At 54.6% G+C, this 20,986-nt stretch carries 16 protein-coding genes and 1 pseudogene; 11 read left to right on the top strand and 6 right to left on the bottom strand.

Features of this window, described 5'->3' with window-relative positions; translation table 11 throughout:
* The first annotated feature begins 78 nt into the window (after nt 1-78).
* Together OGY72_RS20255 and OGY72_RS20250 are read left to right on the top strand one after the other, a co-directional pair.
* The gene (locus OGY72_RS20255; protein WP_003826634.1) at nt 79-1,725 is read left to right on the top strand and encodes a Na+/H+ antiporter; all 1,647 of its coding nucleotides are present in this window, start codon (nt 79-81) and stop codon (nt 1,723-1,725) included.
* Nucleotides 1,726-2,563: 838 nt separating this feature from the next.
* Nucleotides 2,564-3,055 carry an REP-associated tyrosine transposase gene (locus tag OGY72_RS20250; RefSeq protein WP_286549094.1) on the top strand — a complete coding sequence of 164 codons (492 nt, stop codon included), beginning with the start codon at nt 2,564-2,566 and terminating at the stop codon, nt 3,053-3,055.
* Between the two features lie 69 nt (nt 3,056-3,124).
* Here OGY72_RS20250 and OGY72_RS20245 read toward each other — a convergent pair whose 3' ends face one another.
* Complete coding sequence (locus OGY72_RS20245; protein ID WP_003826636.1) at nt 3,125-4,015, bottom strand: LysR family transcriptional regulator; 891 nt, start codon at nt 4,013-4,015, stop codon at nt 3,125-3,127.
* Between the two features lie 101 nt (nt 4,016-4,116).
* Here OGY72_RS20245 and OGY72_RS20240 point away from each other — a divergent pair, with 101 nt between their 5' ends.
* Together OGY72_RS20240 and OGY72_RS20235 are read left to right on the top strand one after the other, a co-directional pair.
* Nucleotides 4,117-4,527: a CidA/LrgA family protein gene (locus OGY72_RS20240; RefSeq protein WP_003826638.1), complete on the top strand. Its 411-nt coding sequence runs from the start codon at nt 4,117-4,119 to the stop codon at nt 4,525-4,527.
* Complete coding sequence (locus OGY72_RS20235) at nt 4,520-5,209, top strand: LrgB family protein (RefSeq protein ID WP_003826639.1); 690 nt, start codon at nt 4,520-4,522, stop codon at nt 5,207-5,209. The genes OGY72_RS20240 and OGY72_RS20235 overlap by 8 nt, the downstream gene beginning before the upstream one ends.
* 45 nt (nt 5,210-5,254) lie before the next feature.
* Here the strand turns inward: OGY72_RS20235 and actP are convergent, their stop codons facing one another.
* The 3 genes from actP to acs all read right to left on the bottom strand — a co-directional run bounded on the left by actP (nt 5,255) and on the right by acs (nt 9,360).
* Nucleotides 5,255-6,904 (bottom strand): cation/acetate symporter ActP, encoded by a 1,650-nt coding sequence (gene actP / locus OGY72_RS20230; protein ID WP_003826641.1) that lies wholly within the window; start codon nt 6,902-6,904, stop codon nt 5,255-5,257.
* A complete protein-coding gene (locus OGY72_RS20225; RefSeq protein WP_003031750.1) occupies nt 6,901-7,215 on the bottom strand; it encodes a DUF485 domain-containing protein in 315 nt (104 codons plus the stop codon). Before OGY72_RS20225 ends, actP begins: the two co-directional genes overlap by 4 nt.
* 186 nt (nt 7,216-7,401) lie before the next feature.
* A complete protein-coding gene (acs, locus tag OGY72_RS20220; RefSeq protein ID WP_003826645.1) occupies nt 7,402-9,360 on the bottom strand; it encodes an acetate--CoA ligase in 1,959 nt (652 codons plus the stop codon).
* A 434-nt stretch (nt 9,361-9,794) separates the two neighbouring features.
* On the opposite strand from acs, the gene nrfA reads away from it, so the two are divergent.
* From nrfA to gltP, 7 genes and pseudogenes are all read left to right on the top strand, one after another.
* Nucleotides 9,795-11,231 (top strand): ammonia-forming nitrite reductase cytochrome c552 subunit, encoded by a 1,437-nt coding sequence (gene nrfA, locus OGY72_RS20215; protein WP_198579065.1) that lies wholly within the window; start codon nt 9,795-9,797, stop codon nt 11,229-11,231.
* 44 nt (nt 11,232-11,275) lie between these two features.
* Nucleotides 11,276-11,842, top strand: coding sequence for a cytochrome c nitrite reductase pentaheme subunit (gene nrfB / locus OGY72_RS20210; protein ID WP_003826649.1), 567 nt, complete (start codon nt 11,276-11,278; stop codon nt 11,840-11,842).
* Nucleotides 11,839-12,510: a cytochrome c nitrite reductase Fe-S protein gene (nrfC, locus tag OGY72_RS20205; RefSeq protein ID WP_003031761.1), complete on the top strand. Its 672-nt coding sequence runs from the start codon at nt 11,839-11,841 to the stop codon at nt 12,508-12,510. The genes nrfB and nrfC overlap by 4 nt, the downstream gene beginning before the upstream one ends.
* Nucleotides 12,507-13,463, top strand: coding sequence for a cytochrome c nitrite reductase subunit NrfD (nrfD, locus tag OGY72_RS20200; RefSeq protein ID WP_003826653.1), 957 nt, complete (start codon nt 12,507-12,509; stop codon nt 13,461-13,463). Before nrfC ends, nrfD begins: the two co-directional genes overlap by 4 nt.
* 8 nt (nt 13,464-13,471) lie before the next feature.
* A pseudogene (gene nrfF / locus OGY72_RS20195) lies at nt 13,472-15,701 on the top strand (heme lyase NrfEFG subunit NrfF).
* Nucleotides 15,698-16,309, top strand: a complete 612-nt coding sequence (gene nrfG / locus OGY72_RS20190) for a heme lyase NrfEFG subunit NrfG (protein WP_286549081.1) — start codon at nt 15,698-15,700, stop codon at nt 16,307-16,309. Before nrfF ends, nrfG begins: the two are co-directional and overlap by 4 nt.
* Before the next feature lie 344 nt (nt 16,310-16,653).
* Entirely contained in the window at nt 16,654-17,964 is a 1,311-nt protein-coding gene (gene gltP, locus OGY72_RS20185) for a glutamate/aspartate:proton symporter GltP (protein WP_003826659.1), read from the top strand.
* A gap of 78 nt (nt 17,965-18,042) precedes the next feature.
* On the opposite strand, the gene yjcO is transcribed toward gltP, so the two are convergent.
* Together yjcO and fdhF are read right to left on the bottom strand one after the other, a co-directional pair.
* Nucleotides 18,043-18,726: a Sel1 family TPR-like repeat protein YjcO gene (yjcO, locus tag OGY72_RS20180; protein ID WP_286549077.1), complete on the bottom strand. Its 684-nt coding sequence runs from the start codon at nt 18,724-18,726 to the stop codon at nt 18,043-18,045.
* A gap of 91 nt (nt 18,727-18,817) precedes the next feature.
* Nucleotides 18,818-20,965 carry a formate dehydrogenase subunit alpha gene (fdhF, locus tag OGY72_RS20175; RefSeq protein WP_081003612.1) on the bottom strand — a complete coding sequence of 716 codons (2,148 nt, stop codon included), beginning with the start codon at nt 20,963-20,965 and terminating at the stop codon, nt 18,818-18,820.
* Nucleotides 20,966-20,986: the final 21 nt, after the last annotated feature.

Here is a 20,986-nt window from a genome sequence, read left to right as displayed (position 1 = left end):
CGTTACTCTCAATTAGATAGAATTGAGGCACGACGCCTCTCATTAGCAATCATAAGAAACATCGCAAACAGGGAACGCATGGAAATCTTTTTCACCATACTCATCATGACCCTTGTGGTCTCGCTGTCGGGGGTATTTACTCGCGTATTGCCCTTCCAACTTCCTTTACCCCTTATGCAGATCGCCATCGGCGCCTTGCTGGCGTGGCCGACGTTTGGTTTGCATGTGGAATTCGATCCTGAGCTGTTCCTGGTTCTGTTCATCCCGCCGCTGCTCTTTGCCGATGGCTGGAAGACGCCAACGCGTGAGTTTCTCGAGCACGGGCGAGAGATTTTCGGCCTGGCACTGGCGCTGGTGCTGGTCACGGTGGTCGGCATTGGATTTATGATTTACTGGCTGGTGCCGGGGATCCCTCTCATCCCAGCCTTTGCGCTGGCTGCTGTGCTATCGCCAACCGATGCCGTCGCACTTTCCGGCATTGTGGGAGAGGGACGTATACCGAAGAAAATCATGGGTATCCTGCAGGGCGAAGCGTTGATGAACGACGCCTCCGGTCTGGTCTCTCTGAAGTTTGCCGTCGCCGTGGCGATGGGCACGATGGTATTCACCGTTGGTGGCGCAACGCTTGAGTTCTTCAAAGTGGCGATTGGGGGCATCCTGGCTGGTTTTGTCGTCAGTTGGCTGTACGGCCGCTCCCTGCGCTTCCTCAGCCGCTGGGGCGGTGACGAGCCGGCAACGCAAATCGTCCTGCTGTTCCTGCTGCCGTTTGCGTCTTACCTGATTGCGGAACATATCGGCGTTTCCGGTATCCTCGCGGCGGTCGCTGCCGGGATGACGATCACCCGTTCCGGGGTGATGCGCCGCGCGCCGCTGGCGATGCGTTTACGTGCTAACAGTACCTGGGCGATGCTGGAGTTTGTATTTAACGGCATGGTCTTCTTGCTGTTAGGGCTACAGTTACCGGGAATTCTGGAGTCTTCTTTGGCGGCGGCCGAGGCCGATCCGAATGTTGAAATCTGGATGCTGTTTACCGATGTCGTGCTGATTTACGTGGCGCTAATGCTGGTACGTTTTGGCTGGCTGTGGACCATGAAAAAGTTCAGTCTGCGCTTCCTGAAGAAAAAACCGATGGAGTTTGGATCCTGGACGACGCGTGAAATCATGATCGCCTCTTTTGCCGGTGTACGCGGGGCAATTACTCTTGCTGGTGTGCTCTCCATTCCACTGTTGTTACCAGATGGTAGCGGCTTCCCGGCGCGATATGAGCTGATCTTCCTTGCCGCAGGCGTGATCCTGTTTTCGCTGTTTGTTGGCGTGGTGATGCTGCCGATTCTGCTACAACATCTGGAAGTGGCAGACCACTCGCAGCAGCAGAAAGAGGAACGTATTGCCCGCGCTGCCACGGCAGAAGTGGCGATTGTCGCGATCCAGAAAATGGAGGAGCGACTGGCCGCGGACACCGAAGAGAACATCGATAACCAGTTGCTCACCGAGGTGAGTTCACGCGTGATTGGTAACCTGCGCCGACGCGCCGACGGGCGCAACGATGTGGAAAGCTCGATGCAGGAAGAAAACCTCGAACGGCGTTTCCGCCTGGCAGCGCTACGTTCAGAACGCGCGGAGCTTTATCACCTGCGCGCCACGCGTGAAATCAGCAATGAAACGCTGCAAAAATTACTGCACGACCTGGATTTGCTGGAAGCGCTGTTGATCGAGAATCAGTAAACGGTAGTGCCTGATGCGCTACGCTTATCAGGCCTACAAGATCGGTAATAGCGATGCAGGCCGGATAAGGCGCTAACCGCATCCGGCGAAGGGTGTGCCTGATGGCGCTACGCTTATCAGGCCTACAAGACCGGAAATAGCGATGTAGGCTGGATAAGGCGCTAACCGCATCCGGCGAGGGGTGTGCCTGATGCGCTACGCTTATCAGGCCTACAAAACCGGCAACAGCGATGTAGGCCGGATAAGGCGTTAGCCGCATCCGGCGAAAGGTGTGCCTGATGCGCTACGCTTATCAGGCCTACAAGATCGGTAATAGCGATGTAGGCCGGATAAGGCGCTAACCGCATCAGGCGAAAGGTGTGCCTGATGCGCTACGCTTATCAGGCCTACAAGACCGGAAATAGCGATGCAGGCCGGATAAGGCGCTAACCGCATCCGGCGAAAGGTGTGCCTGATGCGCTACGCTTATCAGGCCTACAAGACCGGCAACAGCGATGCAGGCCGGATAAGGCGTTAGCCGCATCCGGCGAAGGGTGTGCCTGATGCGCTACGCTTATCAGGCCTACAAGATCGGTAATAGCGATGTAGGCCGGATAAGGCGCTAGCCGCATCCGGCGAAGGGTGTGCCTGATGCGCTACGCTTATCAGGCCTACAAGACCGGAAATAGCGATGCAGGCCGGATAAGGCGTTAGCCGCATCCGGCGAAGGGGTGCCAAATGGCGCGCAACTGGCTGCAAGAAATTATTCATCGTGTAATTTGCGAGCGGCTTTCCTGAACGAATCCATCCCTCTTGTCGATTCCCTCTTTTCTCCATACGGTTGAGGAAAGGGGGAAACATGTCCAACTATCGACGAAATTACATCAATGGGGGAACCTGGTTTTTTACGGTAAATCTGCAGGACCGTCGAAGCCATCTTCTGACTGCCAACATTCACGCGCTTCGGTGTGCAATCGCTGCGGTCAAAAAGGTTAGGCCTTTTCGCATTAATGCGTGGGTCGTTTTACCCGAGCATATGCATTGCATATGGACGTTACCTGACAATGATGCGGATTATTCCTCGCGCTGGCGGGAAATTAAGAAGCATTTCACCCACTCATTGTCTTCCCGACATATCTGGCAATCTCGCTTTTGGGAGCACACCATCCGTGATGAACATGATTATCGCCAGCATATTGATTATATTTACATTAACCCGGTGAAGCATAGTTGGGTAAAGCGGGTACAGGCATGGCCATTTTCAACATTTCATCGCGATGTGAGGCATGGTTTGTACCCGCAAGATTGGGCCGGTGAAATCATGGATTTTAATGCGGGTGAACGTGCCTGATGGCGCTACGTTTATCCGGCCTACAGAATCCAACGTAGGCCGGATAAGGCGTTAGCCGCATCCGGTATTTTACGACGCTTGCGGTAGCCAAAACCCTTCACAGCACTTGAGCCACGCCTGGGCGCTGTGCGACAGATACACGCCTTCGCGCCAAATCATGCCCAACTGCCAGCGTAAATCACTCTCCAGAGGGATCCAGCGCAACGTTTGCTTATCTAGCCGCTGGCAAATCGGTTCCGGTAAAATGGCAATCCCGACTCCGGCTTGTACCATTGCCGCCAGAAAATCCCACTGCCCGCTGCGCACCGCGATGCGGGGCTTGACGTTGTGTTGGCTAAACAGCTCAAGCAATTGGCGGCTCAACGCGAAATCTTCGTTGTAGATAAGCAGCGGATGTTCCGCCAGCGCCTCAGGGGGAATGGATTCGCACGTTGTCCACTGACCGGAGCGAGGAACCAACACGCAGAGTGGATGGCTAAAAAGCGGCAGGGTTGCCAGACCGCTCTCTTCTTCAACCGGCAGCGCGGTCATCGCGACATCCAGGTCACCGTTCATTACCGCCTGCTGAACGGTTAAGCCGCCAAATTCAGAGACCTTCAGCTCCACGCCGGGATAGCGCTGGCGAAACAGGCCGATCGGCCCGGCCATCAACATCCCCACCATGGGCGGGATACCGAGGCGCAACACGCCCTTGTTGAGGTGATTAATGTCACTGAGTTCCGCTTCAAGCTGGCGAAACTCGGCAAGGATCGCCAGGCCGCGTTCGAAAACGACCTGCCCGGTGTCGGTTAACAGCAGTCGCCGACCGTCGCGGATTAACAGCGTGCAGTTAAGCTCGTCTTCAAGGTTCTTCAACATCTTGCTGATGGTGGGCTGGGTGACAAAAAGCTTCTCCGCTGCGCGGGTAAAGCTCTGCTGACGAACCACCTCAACAAAATATCTCAGCGTTCTGATATCCATGATTATTCCTTAAGACTATGCCTGCAATGAGTTTAATTCATTTCAGTCCTGGACGGGGGCTCTCTATACTGGCGCTCTCTATTTTTTAAGGACATACCCTCATGGCTGTGGCGATAAGCCGCGTGACGCCTGCCGTTATTCATCGACTCCAGATCCCCGTTCAGGTTCTGTTGTATGCAGGTCTCTTTGTATTTGCTCAATATCTTGTCTCCTGGCTGCATCTGCCGCTTCCTGCCAACCTGGTAGGGATGGTGCTGATGCTGGCGTTAATTGTCTGTCGGGTTATCCCGCTGAACTGGATTCGCGCAGGTGCTCGCTGGTTACTGGCTGAAATGCTTCTGTTTTTTGTCCCGGCGGTGGTCGCCGTTGTGAACTACACGCAGCTGTTGCTGGTTGATGGCTGGCGTATATTTGCCGTGATTGCGATCAGTACGCTGATGGTGCTCGGCGCAACGGCGTGGGTCGTGGATAAAGTGTATCGCTATGAAATGCGCAGGCTAAACCGTGAGTAATTTCCAGTTAAGCGTATTGTGTCTGGTGATTACGCTGGGTATCTACTTTGCCAATAAGCGTCTGTATCGCCGTTTTCGTAAATTACCCCTGATGCCATTAGTTCTCACCCCGGCCCTGCTGGTGCTGATGCTGGTTTTCGGCCATATCTCCTGGCAAAACTATATTGGTGAATCGCACTGGTTGCTGTGGCTGTTAGGCCCGGCGACCATCGCCTTTGCCGTTCCGGTGTATGACAACCTTGCGGTGATTAAGCGTCACTGGATGTCGCTGACGGCGGGCGTGGTAACGGCAACGCTGGTGGCCGTCACCAGTTCCGTATGGCTGGCGCGCCTGTTTATGTTGCCTGATGAGATCCAACGCAGTCTGGCGGTGCGCTCCGTCACCACACCGTTTGCGCTGGCGGCAGCAGAACCGTTGGGCGGGCAGCCGGACCTGGTGGCATTGTTCGTGGTGGTGACCGGCGTATTTGGTATGGCGGTCGGCGATGTGCTGTTTTTACGGCTTTCCATTCGTGAAGGGATGGCGAAAGGCGCAGGATTTGGCGCAGCATCGCACGGCGCAGGCACGGCACGCTCTTATGAGCTCGGTCAGCAGGAAGGGGTCGTTGCCAGCCTGGTGATGATGCTTTCCGGCGTGGTGATGGTGCTGGTGGCACCACTGGTGGCGAAGCTGATGTTCTGAGAAAGGATGTAATCCTCCGGCCCGAAAGCCGGAGGAGAAGGGAAGTTAGTGCGCGCGACCTTGTTCTACGCCGTACCCGGTCTGGGAACGGATGAACTGAGCACGGAACTGCTCGCGTTCGCGGTTGCCTTCTTCTGAGTTGTCGGTGGCTGAGAAGAACCAGATCCCGAGGAATGCTACGCTGATGGAGAACAGCGCCGGATACTCATACGGGAAAATGGCTTTTTCGTGTCCGAGGATCTGGACCCAAATCGTTGGGCCAAGCACCATCAGCACAACCGCCGTCAGCAGGCCTAACCAGCCACCCAACATTGCGCCACGCGTGGTCAGTTTTGACCAGTACATGGAGAGCAGAATGATAGGGAAGTTGCAGCTGGCCGCGATAGCAAACGCCAGGCCCACCATGAAGGCGATGTTCTGGTTCTCAAACAGCACGCCGAGCAGAATAGCAATCACGCCCAGCACCAGTACGGTAATCTTCGAGACTCGCAGCTCTTCACGTTCAGTTGCGCCTTTACGGAATACGTTGGCGTACAGGTCGTGAGAAACCGCCGATGCGCCCGCCAACGTCAGGCCGGCAACCACCGCCAGGATGGTGGCAAAGGCCACTGCTGAGATGAAGCCGAGGAACAGGTTACCGCCTACCGCATTCGCCAGGTGAACCGCCGCCATGTTGTTACCGCCAATCAGCGCGCCCGCAGCATCTTTGTACGCCGGATTAGCACCTACCAGCATGATTGCGCCAAAGCCGATGATAAAGGTCAGGATGTAGAAATAACCCATAAAACCGGTGGCGTAGAACACGCTCTTACGTGCTTCACGGGCATCGCTAACCGTGAAGAAGCGCATCAGGATGTGCGGCAAGCCTGCCGTACCAAACATCAGGCCGAGACCTAACGACAGCGCGGAGATCGGATCTTTCACCAGTCCGCCCGGACTCATAATGGCTGAGCCTTTCGGGTGTACCGCCATCGCTTCGGTGAACAGATTATTGAAGCTAAAGCCGACGTGTTTCATCACCATAAAGGCCATGAAGCTGGCACCGAACAGCAACAGTACGGCTTTGATGATCTGTACCCAGGTGGTCGCCAACATGCCGCCAAACAAAACGTACATCATCATCAGCACGCCAACCAGTACGACAGCGATGTGATAGTTCAGACCAAACAGCAGCTCAATCAGTTTACCTGCGCCGACCATCTGGGCGATCAGATACAGTGCGACCACCACCAGTGAACCACAGGCCGACAGAATACGGATTGGCCCTTGCTTCAGACGATAAGACGCAACGTCAGCAAAGGTGTAACGACCGAGGTTACGCAAACGCTCAGCAATCAGGAACAGGATAATTGGCCAGCCGACCAGGAAGCCGAGTGAATAGATCAGCCCGTCATAACCCGAGGTAAACACCAGCGCGGAAATTCCAAGGAACGATGCCGCCGACATATAGTCGCCCGCAATCGCCAGCCCGTTCTGGAAACCGGTGATATTACCGCCGGCGGTGTAGTAGTCATTACGCGAACGTACGCGCTTAGACGCCCAGTAGGTAATGCCGAGCGTAAAGATGACGAAAATCAGGAACATGATAATCGCCTGCCAGTTGGTTGGCTGGCGTTGGACTGCACCGCTAATAGCATCCGCCGCGTTTGCGGCGAAGGGCAGCGTGGCGGCAAGCGCCGTCAGGACTCTCTTCATGATGCTTTAACCTCGTGCAGAACCGCATTGTTCAGGCGATCGAATTCACCGTTTGCCCGCCAGATGTAGATTCCGGTCAGGATGAAGGAGATGAGGATCACTCCGACTCCAATCGGAATACCGCGGGTGACGCTGGTTCCCGCGTGTAGCGGAGTACCCAGCCAGCCCGGCGCAAAGGCAATCAATAAAATAAAGCTGATATAAACTGCCAGCATGATGATGGAAAGAATGGTGGCAAACCGTTGCCGTTTTTCAACTAACTCCCTGAAACGCGCACTGTCTTCTATCCGCTGATAAATTTGGTCATTCATCACAGAGCTCTCCAGAGGTCCCCTTCGTCTTTCGCGCAGCAGGCATGACCTGACTGCTGTCGCAGCCCTGCAACGCGAAATCCTTTGGGGGAGGGTTTTTATATTTCCCTCCCGGTCAGGGGAGGGGTAGGGATAGGGTTTGTAGGCCCGATAAGCAGCGCGCCATCGGGCATTTCACGGTTAAGGTTATGATGGCATCGCGATGGCCTGCTTCTCTTCGAGCAGTTTCTCAACTACGCCAGGATCGGCGAGGGTCGAGGTATCGCCCAGATTGCTGGTATCGCCCGCCGCGATTTTACGCAGGATACGGCGCATGATTTTGCCGGAGCGGGTTTTCGGCAGTGAGTCGGTCCAGTGCAGCACGTCTGGCGTTGCCAACGGGCCAATTTCTTTACGCACCCAGTTGCGAACCTCGGCGTACAACTCAGGTGACGGCTCTTCACCGTGATTCAGCGTGACGTAGGCGTAGATCGCCTGGCCTTTAATATTATGCGGAATCCCCACCACCGCGGCTTCGGCAATCTTCGGATGCGACACCAGCGCAGATTCGATTTCAGCCGTTCCCAGACGGTGGCCGGAGACGTTCAGCACATCGTCCACTCGTCCGGTGATCCAGTAATAGCCATCTTCGTCACGGCGCGCGCCGTCACCGCTGAAGTACATATTCTTGAAGGTAGAGAAGTAGGTTTGCTCAAAGCGTTCGTGATCGCCAAACAGGGTTCTCGCCTGGCCTGGCCACGAGTCGGTAATCACCAGGTTACCTTCCGTCGCGCCTTCCAGCGGATTACCTTCGTTATCGACAATCGCAGGCTGTACGCCAAAGAACGGACGGGTTGCAGAACCGGCTTTCAGCTCTGTAGCGCCCGGCAGTGGGGTGATCATGAATCCCCCGGTTTCGGTCTGCCACCAGGTATCGACGACCGGGCATTTTTCATTGCCGATCTTCTTCCAGTACCACTCCCACGCTTCCGGGTTGATCGGCTCGCCAACGGAACCCAGGATACGCAGCGACGAACGGTCAGTACCTTCAATCGCTTTATCGCCTTCCGCCATCAGGGCGCGAATGGCGGTCGGTGCGGTATACAGAATATTGACCTGGTGCTTGTCCACAACCTGCGACATACGCGCAGGCGTTGGCCAGTTTGGCACGCCTTCGAACATCAGCGTGGTTGCGCCGCAGGCCAGCGGACCGTACAGCAGGTAGCTGTGCCCGGTTACCCAACCCACGTCAGCGGTACACCAATAGATATCGCCCTGATGGTAATCAAACACGTACTTAAAGGTGGTTGCAGCGTAGACCAGATACCCGCCGGTAGTGTGCAGCACGCCTTTCGGCTTGCCGGTTGAACCGGAGGTATACAGGATAAACAGCGGATCTTCCGCGTTCATCTCTTCCGGTTGGTGTTCTGAGCTGGCTTTCTCGATAAGATCGGACCACCACAGGTCACGGCCTTCCTGCCACTCCGTTTTACCTCCGGTACGTTTGAGGACGACCACATGTTCAACGGTTTTCACGTTTGGATTTTTCAGCGCATCATCCACGTTCTTTTTCAGTGGGATAGCGCGCCCGGCGCGTACGCCTTCGTCGGCGGTGATCACCAGGCGTGAATTGGAGTCGATAATACGTCCGGCGACGGCTTCCGGTGAGAAACCACCGAAGATGACAGAATGCACGGCCCCAATGCGGGCACAGGCCAGCATGGCAACCGCAGCCTCTGGCACCATCGGCATATAAATGGCCACCACGTCACCTTTTTTAATGCCTAAATCCAGTAGCGTATTGGCGAAACGGCAGACATCGCGATGCAACTCGCGATAGGTAATGTTTTTGCTTTGGGTAGCGTCATCGCCTTCCCAGATGATGGCGGTACGATCGCCATTTGCCTGCAGGTGACGGTCAAGGCAGTTTGCGGCCAGGTTCAGGGTGCCGTCTTCGTACCATTTAATAGACACGTTGCCTGGTGCGAAGGAGGTGTTCTTCACCTGGCTGTACGGCTTGATCCAATCGAGAATCTTTCCCTGCTCGCCCCAAAATGTGTCGGGTTCGTTAACGGATTGCTGGTATTTCTCTGCGTACTGCTCCGGATTTATCAGGCAACGATCCGCAATGTTTGCGGGAATAGCGTGTTTATGTATTTGGCTCATGGCTTTTGTTCTCCTTGTAGGATGTTAATAATATGTCTCATAAACGTTAAATGTAGGGGCTTTGAGAGTTTTGTTTAGTATTTGCGCGGCAGATCACGCAATAAACGAATTGTGCAAATTAGCGACAAACTGAATTTTGAAGGGAACTAGCAAAAATTGATTAAATCTCGCGATAACATGCAGTTATCTAAAGGATTGTTGAAAAGGTGATCTGTCTCTGAATTAGACCAAAGAGTGAGAGGTTAGAGGGGTGTTATAACTCTAAAGTGGTATTTTACATACACTTACAATTGATTAAAAACAACATTTTCAGTGTGGTTTCTTGTTACAAATAGGGTGGAGCAATGTCATAACAGTATTCGTGTGGTTGCTGTTATGGAAAACAATAAAAGAATCGCCATTGCAGATAATGGCGTCATCTGGATGAGACCCCTATGGCAAGGATAAAATCACGCGTACGCCGTTTCTTCAGCCTGTTATTACCTTTATTATTTATCTCTGCTGTTCACGCTGAACAAACTCCTGTACCCGCAAAAACCGTCACCGTTGAAGCGAAGAATGAAACCTTCGCACCTCAGCATCCCGATCAATATCTCTCCTGGAAAGCCACGTCTGAGCAATCAGCCCGTGAAGATGCACTGGCAGAAGATCCGCGTCTGGTGATCCTGTGGGCGGGATACCCATTCTCGCGCGATTACAACAAACCGCGTGGACACGCGTATGCCGTGACTGATGTGCGTGAAACCTTACGTACCGGCGCACCAAAAACGGCAGAAGATGGTCCGCTGCCGATGGCCTGCTGGAGCTGTAAAAGCCCGGACGTAGCGCGTCTTATCCAGAAAGACGGCGAAGATGGCTACTTCCACGGTAAATGGGCGCGCGGCGGCCCGGAAATTGTTAACAACCTCGGTTGCGCAGATTGCCATAACACCGCGTCACCAGACTTCGCCAAAGGCAAGCCGGAACTGACCCTGTCGCGTCCTTATGCAGAACGCGCGATGGAAACCATCGGCAAACCGTTTGAGAAAGCCGGTCGCTTTGACCAGCAATCCATGGTCTGCGGCCAGTGCCACGTGGAATACTACTTCGACGGTAAAAACAAAGCCGTTAAGTTCCCGTGGGACGACGGCATGAAAGTCGAGAACATGGAGAAATACTACGACAACATTGCTTTCTCTGACTGGACCAACTCCCTGTCTAAAACGCCGATGCTGAAAGCGCAGCACCCGGAGTATGAGACCTGGAGCGCGGGCATTCACGGCAAGAACAACGTGACCTGTATCGACTGCCACATGCCGAAAGTGCAAAACGCGGAAGGCAAGATCTACACCGACCATAAGATTGGTAACCCGTTCGATAACTTCCCTCAGACCTGCGCGAACTGCCACACCCAGGACAAAGCGTCCCTGCAAAAAGTGGTCGCCGAGCGTAAACAGGCCATTCATGACCTGAAAATCAAGGTTGAAGATCAGCTGGTGCGTGCGCACTTCGAAGCGAAAGCCGCATGGGATGCGGGCGCAACCGAAGCGGAAATGAAGCCGATTCTGGAAGATATCCGTCACGCACAATGGCGCTGGGACCTGTCTATCGCCTCACACGGCATTCATATGCACGCCCCGGAAGAAGGTCTGCGGATGCTGGGTAGCGCAATGGATAAAGCCGCCGACGCGCGTACCAAACTGGTCCGTCTGCTGGCGACCAAAGGCATCACGCATGAAATTCCGTTGCCGGATATCTCGACCAAAGAGAAAGCCCAGGCGGCGATTGGTCTGAACATGCAGCAAATCAATGCTGAGAAGCAGGACTTCATCAAAACGGTGATTCCGCAGTGGGAAGATCAGGCGCGTAAAAACGGTCTGTTAAGCCAATAACCCCATTTCGCCCCGCAAGGGGCGGATAACTCAACGGAGTGAATATGAGCGTATTACGTTCGTTATTAACTGCTGGGGTGCTGGCGTCAGGCCTGTTATGGAGCCTGAGTGGAATCACTGCCACGCCAACGCCGCAGGAGTCGGATCAACGCTGGACGGTTACCCAACAGCGTAATCCGGATGCCGCCTGTCTGGACTGTCACAAGCCAGATACCGAAGGCATGCATGGTAAGCATGCGGAAGTCATCAACCCGAATAACAAACTGCCGGTCACCTGCACCAACTGTCACGGCCAGCCGTCACCGAACCACCGTGAAGGGGTGAAAGATGTGATGCGCTTTAATGAGCCGATGTACAACGTGGAGCAGCAGAACAGCGTCTGTATGTCCTGTCACCTGCCTGAGCAGCTGCAAAAAGCGTTCTGGCCGCACGATGTCCACGTAACCAAAGTGGCGTGTGCCAGCTGTCACTCACTGCATCCGAAGCAAGACACGATGCAAACGCTGAGCGATAAAGGACGGATCAAGATTTGCGTCGATTGCCACAGCGATCAGCGTAACAATCCGAACTTTAACCCGGCGTCGATTCCGTTGCTTAAGGAGCATCCATGAGTTGCTCTCGTCGCCAGTTTATCACCGGCGTCGGCGCGCTGGTGGCAGTGAGCGGGACGGCGGGGCGCGTTGTGGCGAAGACGCTGAACATCAACGGCGTGCGTTACGGTATGGTACATGATGAGTCATTATGCATCGGCTGTACGGCCTGTATGGATGCTTGTCGCGAAGTCAACAACGTGCCGGAAGGCGTATCGCGTCTGACGATTATTCGCAGTGAGCCACAGGGTACGTTTCCTGATGTGAAGTATCGCTTCTTCCGTCACTCGTGCCAGCACTGCGACCACGCTCCCTGCGTTGACGTCTGCCCGACGGGGGCATCGTATCGCGATGCCGCCAGCGGCATTGTGGATGTGAACCCGGACCTTTGTGTTGGCTGCCAGTACTGCATCGCCGCGTGTCCTTATCGCGTGCGCTTTATCCATCCGGTGAGCAAAACGGCGGATAAATGCGATTTCTGCCGGAAAACCAACCTGAAAGCGGGCAAACAGCCCGCCTGCGTTGAGTCATGTCCGACGAAGGCGCTGACGTTTGGTAATCTGGACGATCCCAACAGCGATATCTCCCGTTTGTTGCAGCAGAAAACGACCTACCGTTACAAGCTGGCGTTGGGTACAAAACCGAAGGTCTACCGCGTTCCCTTTAAATTTGGGGAGGTGAGCCAATGACATCCGCTTCTGCATTTCATTTTGAATCATTGGTGTGGGACTGGCCCATTGCCATCTATCTGTTCCTGATAGGTATCTCTGCCGGACTGGTCACGCTGGCGATTCTGCTGCGTCGCTTCCATCCGGAGGCGGGCGGTTCGGACAGCACGCTGCTGCGCACTACTCTGGTGTTAGGACCGGGGGCGATTATCCTCGGTCTGTTAATTCTGGTGTTCCACCTGACGCGTCCATGGACTTTCTGGAAACTGATGTTCCACTACAGCTTCACTTCGGTGATGTCAATGGGGGTCATGCTGTTCCAGTTGTACATGGTGGTGTTAGTGCTTTGGCTGGCAAAAATCTTTGAAAAAGAGGTGATTGCCCTGCAACAGCGCTGGCTGCCGCGGTTAGGTATCGTGCAGAAAGTATTGACGCTGATCGGGCCTTTCCATCGTGCGCTTGAGACGTTAATGCTGGTGCTGGCGGTTCTGCTCGGGGCGTACACCGGCTTCCTGCTGTCGGCGCTGAAATCTTACCCGTTCCTGAATAACCCGATCCTGCCGGTGCTTTTCCTGTTCTCTGGAATCTCCTCCGGCGCCGCGGTGGCGCTGATCGCCATGGCGTTACGCCATCGTAGCAACCCGCACAGCACCGAAGCGCACTTTGTGCACCGCATGGAAGTCCCGGTGGTATGGCTGGAGATCTTCCTGCTGGCGGCGTTCTTCGTCGGTCTGGCGCTGGGCGATGACGGCAAAATGCGCGCGCTGGCGGCGGCACTGGGCGGCGGATTCTGGACCTGGTGGTTCTGGCTTGGCGTGGCTGGGCTTGGGCTGATACTGCCGATGCTGCTAAAACCCTGGGCCAACCGCAGTTCGACGTTTCATGGCGTGCTGGCAGTGTGCGGCGCCAGCCTGACCGGCGTACTGCTGCTGCGTTTTTTTATACTCTATGCGGGTCAGCTAACTGTTGCGTAAGGTGATATCTGGACGTTCTCCTTCCTGAAGCCGGTTTTCTGGCGCTGTTATTAAGCCTTGGGGTCAACGTGTTGACCCCGCTTGCCGTGTTGGTGGGTGTCCGCCAGCGCTGGCAAGGGGTGATGCGCCTTGCAACGGTGGGCGTGTGGGCGCAATTTACCCTGCTACTGCTGGCTTTTGCCATTCTGGTATTCTGCTTTTTGACCAGCGATTTTTCGGTGGTCTACGTTGCTCAGCACAGCTACAGTCTACTGCCGTGGGGATTAAAACTGGCGGCGGTGTGGGGCGGTCATGAAGGATCGCTGCTGCTGTGGGTGCTGTTTCTTTCCGGCTGGAGCGCGCTGTTCGCTTTACGCTATCGGCGTGATACCGACGCGCTGTTTCCGCTGACGCTCAGCGTCCTTTCAATGATAACGGCCCTGCTGCTGCTGTTTGTGGTGGTATGGTCCGATCCGTTCGTGCGCATCTTCCCGCCAGCCATTGAAGGGCGCGACCTTAACCCGATGCTGCAACATCTCGGGTTAATCCTCCATCCACCTCTGCTGTATCTGGGTTACGGTGGTTTGATGGTGGCGGCAGGCGTGGCGCTGGCCTCGCTGCTACGTGGTGACTTTAATGCGCAGAGCGCCTGGGTGTGCTGGCGCTGGGCGCTGCCCGGCTGGTGCGCGCTGACGCTGGGAATTATCCTCGGCTCCTGGTGGGCCTATTGCGAGCTGGGCTGGGGCGGCTGGTGGTTCTGGGACCCGGTTGAAAATGCCTCCTTATTACCCTGGCTTTCCGCCAGCGCGCTGCTGCATAGCCTGTATATCACGCGCCAGCGCGGAATCTTCCGCCACTGGTCGCTGCTACTGGCGATCGTCACGCTGATTTTATCGCTGCTGGGGACGCTGATTGTGCGTTCCGGCATTCTCGTTTCGGTGCATGCTTTCGCGCTGGATAACGTCCGCGCCGCGCCGCTGTTTGCGCTGTTTACCGTGTTGAGTCTGGCGTCGCTCGGGCTGTACGCCTGGCGGGGCCAGCAAGTCCGGCAGAATGCGCGTTTTGGCGGTTGGTCACGCGAGATGCTGATTCTGGTTGCGCTGCTGCTCTTTAGTGCGGTGCTGCTGATTGTGTTGATTGGCACGCTCTACCCGATGATTTACGGGCTGTTCGGCTGGGGACGGCTCTCCGTAGGCGCACCGTACTTTAACCGCGCTACGCTGCCTTTTGGCCTGCTGATGCTGCTGGTTATCGTGCTGGCAACGGTCAGAAGCCGTAAAGTGCCTTTCCGCATCCAGCTTCCGGCACTGTTGGCGCATGCCGGGGTGCTGATGTTTGCGGCGGGGATCGTCTTTTCCAGCGGTAGCCGTCAGGAGATAAGCCTGAACCTGAGCCCTGGGCAGCAGGTTGAACTGGCGGGTTACATTTTCCGTTTTGAGCGTCTCGACCTGGAAGCCAAAGGTAACTACACCAGTGAAAAAGCGCAGATCACGCTGTGGCACAATGAGAAACGTATTGGCAGCCTGCAACCCGAAAGGCGCTTCTATGCCGCGCGCCGTCAACAGATGATGGAGCCGGGGATCCGCTGGAATCTGATGCATGACTGGTACGCGGTAATGGGTGAAAAAACCGGACCTGACCGCTATGCCATGCGTTTGTACGTGCAGACCGGCGTGCGCTGGATTTGGGGTGGGGGACTATTAATGGTCTTTGGCGCGCTGCTGAGCGGATGGCGAGGAAGGAAGCGTGATGCGTAAATTAATAACAGCGTTGCCGGATGGCGGCGTAAACGCCTTATCCGGCCTACAGGCAGCGCGAACCGTAGGCCGGATAAGCGCAGCGCCTTCCGGCAAAAAATTTTTACTCTTAACGCTCCTCCTGTTTTTCATCACTTTCGCTACCCATGCCCAGGTTGTGGACACATGGACGTTTGCCAACCCGCAGCAGCAAGAACAAGCGCTGTCCATTGCCAGCCAGCTTCGCTGCCCGCAGTGTCAGAACCAAAACCTACTGGAATCCAATGCGCCGGTAGCGGTCAGTATGCGCCATCAGGTTTATAGCATGGTGGCGGAAGGGAAAAGCGAAGCCGAGATCACGACATGGATGACCGAGCGTTACGGTGACTTCGTTCGTTATAATCCGCCGCTGAATGAGCAAACGCTGCTGCTGTGGGCGTTACCGTGCCTGTTGTTATTGCTGGTAGGTGTGGTGGTCTGGCGAGTGAGAAGACGTCAGCATACGGAGGAGGGTGAGCAATGAACCAGTGCGAACCGTCGTTACGCCCAATGCCTGTGAAGCGGCTGACCGCTGCGGCGGTGCTGATGGCTGTGGCCTGCATAGGAGGCTACTTGTTGACGCCAAAATGGCAGGCGGTTCGTCAGGAGCAGACGCGACTGGCGGACCCTTTACATGCTTTCTCCGATGAAAATATTCAGGAAAAACAGCTGCTTTTGCTGCAATCGCAGATTCGCTCTAACCCCCAGGACGGCGTGAAATGGGCGCAACTCGGGGAGTACTATCTTTGGCAAAACGCGTATCATAATGCGCTGCTGGCCTACGAACAGGCGCTGCGTGTCGGCGGTGAAAATGCTGAGATCTATTCAGCGATGGCAACGGTATTGTATTACCAGGCCGGACAACATATGACGCCGCCCACTCGCGAGATGATTGATAAGGCTCTGGCGCTGGACCCGGCAGAGGTCACCGCGCTGATGCTGTTAGCCTCAGATGCGTTTATGCAGGCAGACTACGCCCAGGCTATTTCAGTGTGGCAAAAGGTTATGGATTTAAACTCGCCGAGGGTGAACCGGGCACAGCTCGTTGACTCTATTAATATGGCGAAGTTATTGCAGAATCGGCAAAAATAAATTTGTTTTTTTTGTGATTTGTATCATTTGGCCTGTTTAAAAAACAGGCAAACGAACAAATGGGCGAAAAAAACTCACACCATGACTTCTTCATTTTTGAACATATTAAAATTCTTTTATAACAAAAAGTTATTCATCGATACCGCGACAAAATTGCATTTTTATGCATAAATTCAGCTAAAAGCCCTGTTCTTAAAGGGTTGCGCGGAATGCCATGCAGATGATAATGATAATAAGCGTTAAAAAACTCCATAAACGAACGCAACACAAATCATACCCTTTCAGTATGTACTATTCCCACACACCGCATGTGGAATAGCGCTCCATCGAGGAAGTCCGTTGTTATGAAAAATTTGAAAGTCAGCCTGGCATGGCAGATTCTAATCGCCATGGTGCTGGGCATTCTGCTAGGGAGTTACCTGCATTACCATAGTGACAGCCGTGAATGGCTGGTTGTAAACCTGCTGTCACCGGCGGGCGATATCTTTATCCATCTGATCAAAATGATCGTTGTGCCCATTGTCATCTCTACGTTGGTTGTCGGTATCGCCGGAGTCGGTGATGCAAAACAGCTGGGCCGCATTGGCGCCAAAACTATTCTCTATTTCGAAGTGATCACCACCGTGGCGATTATCCTTGGGATCACGCTGGCTAATGTGTTCCAGCCGGGTTCCGGGATTGATATGTCGCAACTGGCGACCGTGGATATTTCGAAATATCAAAGCACGACTGCAGAAGTACAGAGCCACGCGCATGGTTTGATGGGGACAATTTTGTCACTGGTGCCGACCAATATCGTCGCCTCAATGGCAAAAGGCGATATGCTGCCGATTATCTTCTTCTCGGTGCTGTTTGGTTTAGGTTTGTCTTCTTTGCCGGCCACTCACCGCGAGCCGCTGGTTACCGTGTTCCGCTCTATTTCCGAAACCATGTTTAAAGTGACCCACATGGTTATGCGCTACGCGCCAGTCGGTGTTTTCGCGCTGATTGCCGTTACCGTTGCGAACTTCGGTTTTGCCTCCCTGTGGCCGCTGGCGAAGCTGGTGCTGTTGGTGCACTTTGCCATCCTGTTCTTCGCGCTGGTGGTGCTGGGGATTGTCGCGCGTATCTGCGGTTTGAGCATCTGGATCCTGATCCGCATTCTGAAAGACGAGTTGATTCTGGCTTACTCTACCGCCAGCTCCGAGAGCGTACTGCCGCGTATTATCGAGAAGATGGAAGCCTATGGCGCACCGGCTTCAATCACCAGCTTTGTGGTGCCGACCGGCTACTCATTCAACCTTGATGGTTCAACGCTGTACCAGAGTATTGCCGCGATCTTTATTGCGCAGCTGTATGGTATCGACCTGTCGCTGTGGCAGGAAATCGTGCTGGTGTTGACGTTGATGGTGACCTCGAAAGGGATTGCGGGCGTGCCGGGCGTATCATTCGTGGTGCTGCTGGCAACGCTGGGCAGCGTGGGGATCCCGCTGGAAGGCCTGGCGTTTATTGCCGGTGTTGACCGTATCCTCGACATGGCGCGTACCGCGCTGAACGTGGTGGGTAACGCACTGGCGGTGCTGGTTATCTCCAAGTGGGAACACAAATTTGACCGCAAAAAAGCGCTGGCCTATGAGCGCGAAGTATTAGGTCAGTTTGATAAGACCGCCTTGTAGGCCGGATAAGTCAACGCCGCCATCAGGCAACCTGCTCCGGGTTGCCTGATGGCGCTACGCTTATCAGGCCTACAACGGCTACCCATTGGTTAACTTATCAAACTCTTCGCAGCCGGTATCGAATCCTTCCGTACAGCTCAAATTCAGCCAGTGCAGTGCCTTCTGTTTATTCTTTACGATAAAGCCCTGCTCACCGTTTAAGAACATCATCCCAGCCCAGTATTCGGAATAACCGGTGCGGGAAATGGCAGAGCTACGTTTGAAATACCACGTCGCTTTCTCATCGTCTGCGGGAATACCCACGCCGTTGGCGTAAATCAGCCCAAGCAGCATTTGCGCGTCGACGGCGGAGTCGTTTTCCAGGTCCTCGGAGGCGTTTTGCAGCAAGGTAATGGCTTTGGGGTAATCGGTGTGTCCAGCCTGAGTGTTGACCAGAATACGCGCCAGCGTAATTTCCCCGGTTTTACTGCCTGCCTGGGTCGCTTTTTCCGCCAGCGTTTTGGCCTGGGGGTAATCCAGACTGACCGGATTGGTAATCTTAATCTGAGCCAGCAATGCGTAAGCATCGACATCACCATTGTCGGCGGCTTTTTGCGCCCAATATTCCGCTTTACCCAAATCGCCTGAGCTAAACCAGGTATCAGCGAGGAAATATTGTGCACGTCGGTCTCCGGACTCGGCGGCTTTCAAAAACTGACTACCGGGCTCTTCGGCATGGACAAAGCATGTCATTAACACCATCAAGGCGAAAAGTCGTTTCATCTTATATTTAGATTTAGTGTAGGGAATGAACAGTATAGAGAGATTATGTGCATAAAAAAACGGCCTCCGAATGGAGGCCGTCAGGGGAAGCTTAACCCATCGCGCTTTCGCGCAGGCTGGCTTTCAGCTTGGTGTACTCATCAATGACATACTGCTCGGCAGCGCGCTGATCGGCAATGCGTTCAACGTTTACAGCACAGTACTTGTACTCCGGCGTTTTGGTAATCGGGCTTAAGTTCTCGGTCACCAGTTCATTACATGCGCCAATCCACCACTGGTAGGTCATGTAAATCGCGCCTTTGTTTGGACGATCGCTGACTGCCGCACGGGTAATGACCCGGCCTTTACGCGAGTTCACCCACACCAGCTCTTCATCCTGGATGCCCAGGCGTTCTGCGTCGGCGGTGTTGATCTGGGCATAGCCCGGTTCATCCGCCAGCGCGGCCAACGCCGCACAGTTACCGGTCATCGAGCGGCAAGAGTAGTGGCCGACTTCACGCACTGTAGACAGTACCATCGGGTACTCCTCAGTGAGTTTGTCGATTGGCGCTACCCAGTCGCAGGTGAAGAACTGCGCCAGGCCGTTCGGGGTGTCGAACTTCTCTTTGAAGAGATAAGACGTACCCTGGTCGGCTTCTGAGGTGTCGCGGCAAGGCCACTGGATATAACCCAGTTCACCCATTTTCTCGTAAGTGGCACCGTAGAAATCCGGGCACAGATGACGCAACTCGTCCCAGATTTCCTGGGTGTTGTTGTAGTGCATCGGGTAGCCCATACGGGTGGCGATTTCACTGATAATCTGCCAGTCCGTTTTCAGATCCCACTTCGGCTCAACGGCTTTAAAGAAGCGCTGGAAGCCACGGTCAGCTGCGGAGAATACGCCTTCATGCTCACCCCATGACGTAGACGGTAAAATAACGTCTGCGGCAGCGGCAGTTTTGGTCATGAAGATATCCTGCACGATGACCAGTTCCAGATCCTCAAAGCCTTTGCGCACTGCGGAGAGTTCAGCATCGGTTTGTAATGGATCTTCACCCATGATGTACGCCGCGCGTACTTCGCCATGCGCTGCACGGTGCGGCAGTTCGCTGATGCGATAGCCGGTATGAGCAGGCAGACTTTCCACGCCCCAGGCTTTAGCGAACTTCTCGCGGTTAGCCGGATCTTTCACATACTGATAGCCCGGATAAGTATCCGGCAGCGCGCCCATGTCACATGCGCCCTGAACGTTGTTCTGCCCACGAACCGGGTTAACGCCCACGCTCGGCTTACCGAGGTTGCCGGTCAGCATTGCGAGGCTGGTCAGTGAACGCACGGTTTCCACGCCCTGATAGAACTGGGTAACACCCATGCCCCACAGGATTGCCGCGCTTTTCGCCGTGGCATACATACGTGCAGCCTGACGAATATCCTGCGCGCTAACGCCAGTGATATCTTCGACGGACTCCGGCGTGTAGCCTTCGACGATCTTGCTGTACTCTTCGAATCCTTCCGTACGGGAGGCGACGAACGCCTGGTCGTACAGTTTTTCTTCGATGATGACATGACCCATAGCATTGAGCAGCGCGATGTTCGAGCCGTTTTTCAACGCGATGTGCATGTCGGCAATACGCGCGGTTTCAATTTTGCGCGGATCGCAGACGATGATTTTCGCCCCGTTACGTTTAGCATTAATCACGTGATTCGCCACGATCGGGTGGGAATCCGCCGGGTTGTACCCGAAGATGAATACTAAATCTGTGTTATCAATTTCATTGATAGCATTACTCATTGCGCCGTTACCGACCGATTGGTGCAGACCTGCAACCGATGGGCCGTGTCAGACGCGAGCGCAGCAGTCAACGTTATTGGTACCAATAACGGCGCGCGCGAATTTTTGCATTACATAGTTGGTTTCGTTACCCGTACCGCGAGATGAACCGGTCGTCTGAATAGCGTCCGGGCCATACTTCGCTTTGATGGCGCTCAGACGACTGGCGACGTAATCAAGCGCTTCATCCCAGGAAACGGATTCCAGTTTGCCGCCACGCTGGCGACGGATCATAGGGGTTTTCAGACGAGGGGTCAGGATCTGGGTATCATTGATAAAATCCCAGCCATAGTAGCCCTTCAGACACAAGGTACCCTGGTTGGTTTTCCCCTGCGCCGCTTCAGCCCGGACGATTTTGCCGTTATCGACCACCAGGTTGATTTTGCAACCTGATGCGCAATATGGGCAAACCGTGACGACTTTTTTCATCGGTCTCGCTCCAGTTAATCA

It is taken from the genome of Citrobacter sp. Cpo221 (genome assembly GCF_030332345.1).
Classification (GTDB): domain Bacteria; phylum Pseudomonadota; class Gammaproteobacteria; order Enterobacterales; family Enterobacteriaceae; genus Citrobacter; species Citrobacter portucalensis.
Note: the sequence above shows the minus strand (reverse complement) of the source record. Positions and strands in the feature narration are given on the sequence as shown.

Excerpts from the sequence above, each read along its gene's own strand:
- OGY72_RS20255 (WP_003826634.1), top strand. The coding sequence starts at position 79 with ATGGAAATCTTTTTCACCATACTCATCATGACCCTTGTGGTCTCGCTG.
- OGY72_RS20250 (WP_286549094.1), top strand. The coding sequence starts at position 2,564 with ATGTCCAACTATCGACGAAATTACATCAATGGGGGAACCTGGTTTTTT.
- OGY72_RS20245 (WP_003826636.1), bottom strand. The coding sequence starts at position 4,015 with ATGGATATCAGAACGCTGAGATATTTTGTTGAGGTGGTTCGTCAGCAG.
- OGY72_RS20240 (WP_003826638.1), top strand. The coding sequence starts at position 4,117 with ATGGCTGTGGCGATAAGCCGCGTGACGCCTGCCGTTATTCATCGACTC.
- actP (WP_003826641.1), bottom strand. The coding sequence starts at position 6,904 with ATGAAGAGAGTCCTGACGGCGCTTGCCGCCACGCTGCCCTTCGCCGCA.
- OGY72_RS20225 (WP_003031750.1), bottom strand. The coding sequence starts at position 7,215 with ATGAATGACCAAATTTATCAGCGGATAGAAGACAGTGCGCGTTTCAGG.
- acs (WP_003826645.1), bottom strand. The coding sequence starts at position 9,360 with ATGAGCCAAATACATAAACACGCTATTCCCGCAAACATTGCGGATCGT.
- nrfA (WP_198579065.1), top strand. The coding sequence starts at position 9,795 with ATGGCAAGGATAAAATCACGCGTACGCCGTTTCTTCAGCCTGTTATTA.
- nrfB (WP_003826649.1), top strand. The coding sequence starts at position 11,276 with ATGAGCGTATTACGTTCGTTATTAACTGCTGGGGTGCTGGCGTCAGGC.
- nrfC (WP_003031761.1), top strand. The coding sequence starts at position 11,839 with ATGAGTTGCTCTCGTCGCCAGTTTATCACCGGCGTCGGCGCGCTGGTG.
- nrfD (WP_003826653.1), top strand. The coding sequence starts at position 12,507 with ATGACATCCGCTTCTGCATTTCATTTTGAATCATTGGTGTGGGACTGG.
- nrfG (WP_286549081.1), top strand. The coding sequence starts at position 15,698 with ATGAACCAGTGCGAACCGTCGTTACGCCCAATGCCTGTGAAGCGGCTG.
- gltP (WP_003826659.1), top strand. The coding sequence starts at position 16,654 with ATGAAAAATTTGAAAGTCAGCCTGGCATGGCAGATTCTAATCGCCATG.
- yjcO (WP_286549077.1), bottom strand. The coding sequence starts at position 18,726 with ATGAAACGACTTTTCGCCTTGATGGTGTTAATGACATGCTTTGTCCAT.